The sequence below is a fragment of the Streptomyces calidiresistens genome (assembly GCF_014141525.1).
Lineage (GTDB): Bacteria > Actinomycetota > Actinomycetes > Streptomycetales > Streptomycetaceae > Streptomyces > Streptomyces calidiresistens.
The window spans coordinates 1-4,478 of sequence record NZ_VKHS01000465.1 but is presented as its reverse complement, the minus strand read 5'-3'; the positions used below and the strand labels follow the sequence as shown (position 1 = coordinate 4,478).

At 73.3% G+C, this 4,478-nt stretch carries 4 protein-coding genes; 1 reads left to right on the top strand and 3 read right to left on the bottom strand.

Annotation, left to right across the window (positions count from 1 at the left end; genetic code table 11):
* On the top strand, positions 1-1,162 hold a 1,162-nt coding region (locus FOE67_RS17685; protein WP_182665428.1), incomplete at its 5' end, for a D-alanyl-D-alanine carboxypeptidase family protein.
* Here FOE67_RS17685 and FOE67_RS17680 read toward each other — a convergent pair.
* From FOE67_RS17680 to trpS, 3 genes are all read right to left on the bottom strand, one after another.
* Positions 1,059-2,012, bottom strand: coding sequence for a YihY/virulence factor BrkB family protein (locus FOE67_RS17680; RefSeq protein ID WP_182665426.1), 954 nt, complete (start codon positions 2,010-2,012; stop codon positions 1,059-1,061). The genes FOE67_RS17685 and FOE67_RS17680 overlap by 104 nt on opposite strands.
* Positions 2,013-2,154: 142 nt before the next feature.
* Entirely contained in the window at positions 2,155-2,727 is a 573-nt protein-coding gene (locus FOE67_RS17675; protein WP_182665424.1) for a 2'-5' RNA ligase family protein, read from the bottom strand.
* Between the two features lie 560 nt (positions 2,728-3,287).
* Positions 3,288-4,304, bottom strand: a complete 1,017-nt coding sequence (trpS, locus tag FOE67_RS17670; RefSeq protein WP_182665422.1) for a tryptophan--tRNA ligase — start codon at positions 4,302-4,304, stop codon at positions 3,288-3,290.
* Positions 4,305-4,478 lie beyond the last annotated feature (174 nt).

Below are 4,478 nucleotides of genomic sequence, written 5' to 3'. Positions count from 1 at the left end.
CGTCGGTGCCGGCTCCCCCGCCGCCCCCTCCGGCGTCATCGGTGGCGAACAACTGGGCCTGGAGGGCACCCGGGTCCGGCCCATGAAGGGCGCCCCCACCCTGCCGAGGACCACCGCCCGCGCCTGGATCGTCGCCGACGCCGACACCGGCGAGGTCCTGGCCGCGCACAACGCCCACCGGCGCATGGCCCCGGCGAGCACCCTCAAGATGCTCTTCGCCGACACCCTGCTCGCCGACACCGACCCCGAGGACGTCTACCGCGCCGACCCACTGGACTTCGGCCGACTGGGCGCCGGCAGCAGCGCGGTGGGGATCTCCGACGGGCACGACTACACCGTCGAGGACCTGTGGCACGGCGTCTTCCTCGCCTCGGGCAACGACGCCGTGCACGCCCTGGCCGCCATGAACGGCGGACTCGACGAGGTCGCCCGCCGGATGAACGAACGGGCCGTCGAACTCCAGGCGATGGACACCACCGTCGTCAACCCCGACGGCTACGACGGCGAGGGCCAGCTCTCCTCCGCCTACGACCTCACCCTCATCGCCCGCGCCGGCCTGCGGAACCCCGAGTTCCGCCGCTACGCCGCCGCCGAGACCTACGCCTTCCCCGGCAAGGGCAAGGGCAAGAAACGCGAGAGCTTCGAGATCCGCAGCACCAACCGGCTGCTCGTCGGCGCCCCCGGCCTGGACCGCTACCCCGGCATCATCGGCGGCAAGAACGGCTACACCTCCAAGGCCGGCCACACCTTCACCGGCATCGCCGAACGCGACGGCCGCACCCTCATCGTGACGGTCATGAACCCCGAGAACGGCGACCGCCTGCGCGTCTACCGGGAAACCGCCGACCTGTTGGACTGGGGCTTCGAGGCCGCCGGCCGGGTCGAACCGGTCGGCGAACTGGTCCCCACCCTGAGCGAGGTCGCCGAGGCCGCGGCGGAGGCCGAGGCCGCCGCCGCCCCGCAGCCCGACGGCACCGCCGGCGTGGCCGGGCCGGACGGCGGTGCCGGGGCCGGCGGCGCGGGCACGGGCGGGGTCGGCGGCATCGGCGTCCTGCTGCTCAGCGCGGCGACCCTGACGGCGGCGGCGCTGTGGGGGCGTCGGCTGTTCCATCGGCGTCGTCCGCTGCCAGGGCGTCCGCGGCGGACCGTTCCGCGGGTGTGACCGCCGTGGCCGTCCAGGCGCCGCAGAACACCAGCAGCTTGGACATCAGGTTCATCCACACCAACAACGCGATCGGCACACCGAACGCCCCGTAGAGACTGCGGGTGGCGATGCCCGTCAGGTATCCGCTCAACAGGGCCTTGAGGAGTTCGAAGCCGACCGCCCCGATCAGGCACGCCACGATCGTGTCGGTCCGGGGCGGCCGGACCCCCGGCAACCACACCAGCAGGTACAGCATCAGCACGAAGGTGATGGCCACCGCCACCAGGTGCGCCACGATCTGGAGCAGGACCCGGCCCACCGGTCCGCCGATCGCCTCCTGCGCCAGCAGGCGGGCGACCGAGACGGCGAGACCGGAGGCCGCCAGCGAGAGCAGCACCACCCCGCCCAGGCCGGCCAGGACACCGAGGTCCTTGGCCCGCCGCAGCAGGGCGCTCTCCTCCGGATCGTCCAGGTCCCACAGTTCGCGCAGACAGCCCCGCGTCGCCTCCACCCAGCCGGCGCCGGTGGGCAGCAGGAGCAGCAGCGCGACCAGACCGATCGTGCCGGCGTTGTCGATCAACCCGCCGAGATCCAGGTTCTCGGAGATGCCCGGCACCTGATCGGCCAGCCAGTCCCGAACGGTGTCCATGCCCTCGTCGTCCAGCACCCGGGAGGAGATGGCCACGCCGAGGGCCAGGACCGGGAAGAAGGCCAGGAAGCTGGTGAAGGTGATGGCCGCCGCGAGCCGGGTCCACTTCCGGGCGTCCATGTGCTCGTACACCCGCCAGGGGCGGCTGCGGAACAGCCACGCGAGAACCGGGCCCACCACGGCGAGACCGCCGAGCCTGCGCTTCGTCGCCTCGTCCATCGTCCGCCCGGCCTCTCCTCGCGCCCGCCCCGGAAGTGTTCGGACGGGCACGCTACGCGCGGGAGGAGCGGCGAGGGGGGAGGTGGGCACCGACACGCCCGCACCGCCCCCGCACGCCGGGGCGCCCCGCCCGGAGGGGCCGTCAGGCGATCAGGCGCCGCAGCCCCATCCTCTGCTGCGGCAGCGCCCCGCTCGGGAAGCGGAACTCGCGACGCAGCCGCCACACGCCGTCCGTCGCGCCCTGCTCGTAGAGGGCGAACCCCGGCACCGTCCACTCCGCCTCGTACCCGGCCAGGTCGCGCTGCGCGCGGTCCATGGCCTCCTCGGCGATGCCGTGCGCCACCGTCACGTGGGGGTGGTAGGGGAAACCCAGCTCGCGGGCCAGGGGGCCGCGCGGGTCCCGGATCCGCTCCTGCAGACGACCGCACGCGGTCCCGCCCCGCACCACCCGCACGAACACCACCGGCGAGAGCGGGCGGAAGGTGTCCGTGCCCGACAGCCGCATGGGGAACGGGCGTCCGGCGGCGGCGATCCCCGCCAGGTGCTCCTCCACGGCCGGGCGCGCGACGACCTCCACGACCGTCGGCGGCACCAGGGTGACGTGGGTGGGGATACCGGACGCGGCGGTGTCACCGACACCGAAACGGTACTGCTGCAACAGGCTGCCGTGCGGCTCCGGGACAACGAGCGACACGCCGAGCGTGACGGTCCCCACCAGCATCTCCTCCCGAGTGACGCGCGATACGCGCGCGGACGACCCCGTTGACATCGACCCCGTTGACACCGACCCGATTGACACCGACGGCCCCCTCGGATCGGCCGGACCCGCCGTGCCGATCGCTCCCGTCGGACGCGGGGACCTTCCCCGCGACGCCTCCGCCTGCCGGCGCGACCGCGCCGCCGGCGCGGACCGCCCGTGAGCCGCGCCCTCGGCGGCTCCGTCGACTGCCGTGCCCGTGACCCTCTCCGTTTCGCTCGTTGCCACTCGTCGTCCGCCCGCCGTCCCGTCCCGGTGTGCCGTGTCCCTCGCGCGGCGCCGCACCGACCCGTGGCGGCCGGGGGGATCGTCGCCGATCACCGGAGACGATATGTACCCGAACGCACCGACTCGTACCCGTCCGCACCCGATCGGTACCGGGGATGTCCGCCGGACGGTCGGACGCGCCGCGTGCCGTGACCCGGTGCCAGTGTGGCGGGCGGGGAAGCGGAACACCAACGGTCCTCCGCCCCCCCGGGACCGGGCCGAAGGTCCGTCCCCCCGGCCCCCGCCCCAGCTCAGGGGGCCGGCGGCAGGAAACCCACCCGGTCGTACGTCTCGCGCAGGGTGACGGACGCGACAGCCCGTGCCTTCTCCGCGCCGCGCGCCAACAGCCGGTCCAGCTCCGCCGGATCGTCCAGGTACTCCAGCACCCGGTTGCGGAAGGGCGTCACCCAGTCGGTGAAGACCCCGGCCACCTCGGTCTTCAGCGGCCCGTACAGCTGCCCGGTGAACTTCTCCTCCAACTCGGGCACGGTGATGCCGGTCAGGGCCGAGTGGATCACCAGCAGGTTGCTCACGCCGGGCTTGTTCTCCGGGTCGTAGCGCACCTCGGTACCGGTGTCGGTGACGGCGCTGCGGAACTTCTTCGCCGAGACCTTCGGGTCGTCCATCAGGTCGATCCGACCCTTGGCGCTCGGCGCCGACTTGCTCATCTTCGCGGTCGGGTCCTGGAGGTCGTAGATCTTCGCCGTCTCCCGGACGATGCGCGGCCGCGGCACGGTGAAGGTGTGGCCGTAGCGGGCGTTGAACCGCTCGGCGACGTCCCGGGTCAGCTCCACGTGCTGCCGCTGGTCCTCGCCCACCGGCACCTGCTCGGCCTGGTAGAGCAGGATGTCCGCCACCTGGAGCACCGGGTAGGTGAACAGCCCCACGGTGGTGCCCTCGGCGCCCTGCTTGGCGGACTTGTCCTTGAACTGCGTCATCCGGCTCGCCTCGCCGAAGCCGGTCATGCAGTTCATCACCCAGCCCAGCTGGGCGTGTTCCGCCAGGTGGCTCTGGACGAACAGCGTGCAGCGCTCCGGGTCCAGCCCGGCGCCCAGCAGTTGGGCGGCGGCCAGTCGGGTGGACTCGCGCAGCCGGGCCGGGTCCTGCGGGATGGTGATCGCGTGCAGGTCCACCACCATGTAGAAGGCGTCGTGGCTCTCCTGCAGCGCCACCCACTGGCGGACCGCGCCGAGGTAGTTGCCGAGGTGGAAGGACCCGGAGGTGGGCTGGATCCCGGAAAGCACGCGAGGACGACGATCAGTGGCCATGCCCCCATTCTGGCAGGACCGACGGACACCGGTCCCCGCTCGCCCGGGGCGGGGGGACCACGCCCCGGGCACATCGGGGCACCGCGCCCCTGCCCCGGCGCGCGCGCCGGGACAGGGGCGCCCGTGTCACGGCGCGCGCGCCGGGTAGCCGGTCCCCGTGCCTGTCCCTTATAC

What these genes read in the sequence shown, in the direction of transcription:
- FOE67_RS17680 (WP_182665426.1), bottom strand. Translation starts at nt 2,012, where the DNA reads ATGGACGAGGCGACGAAGCGCAGGCTCGGCGGTCTCGCCGTGGTGGGC.
- trpS (WP_182665422.1), bottom strand. Translation starts at nt 4,304, where the DNA reads ATGGCCACTGATCGTCGTCCTCGCGTGCTTTCCGGGATCCAGCCCACC.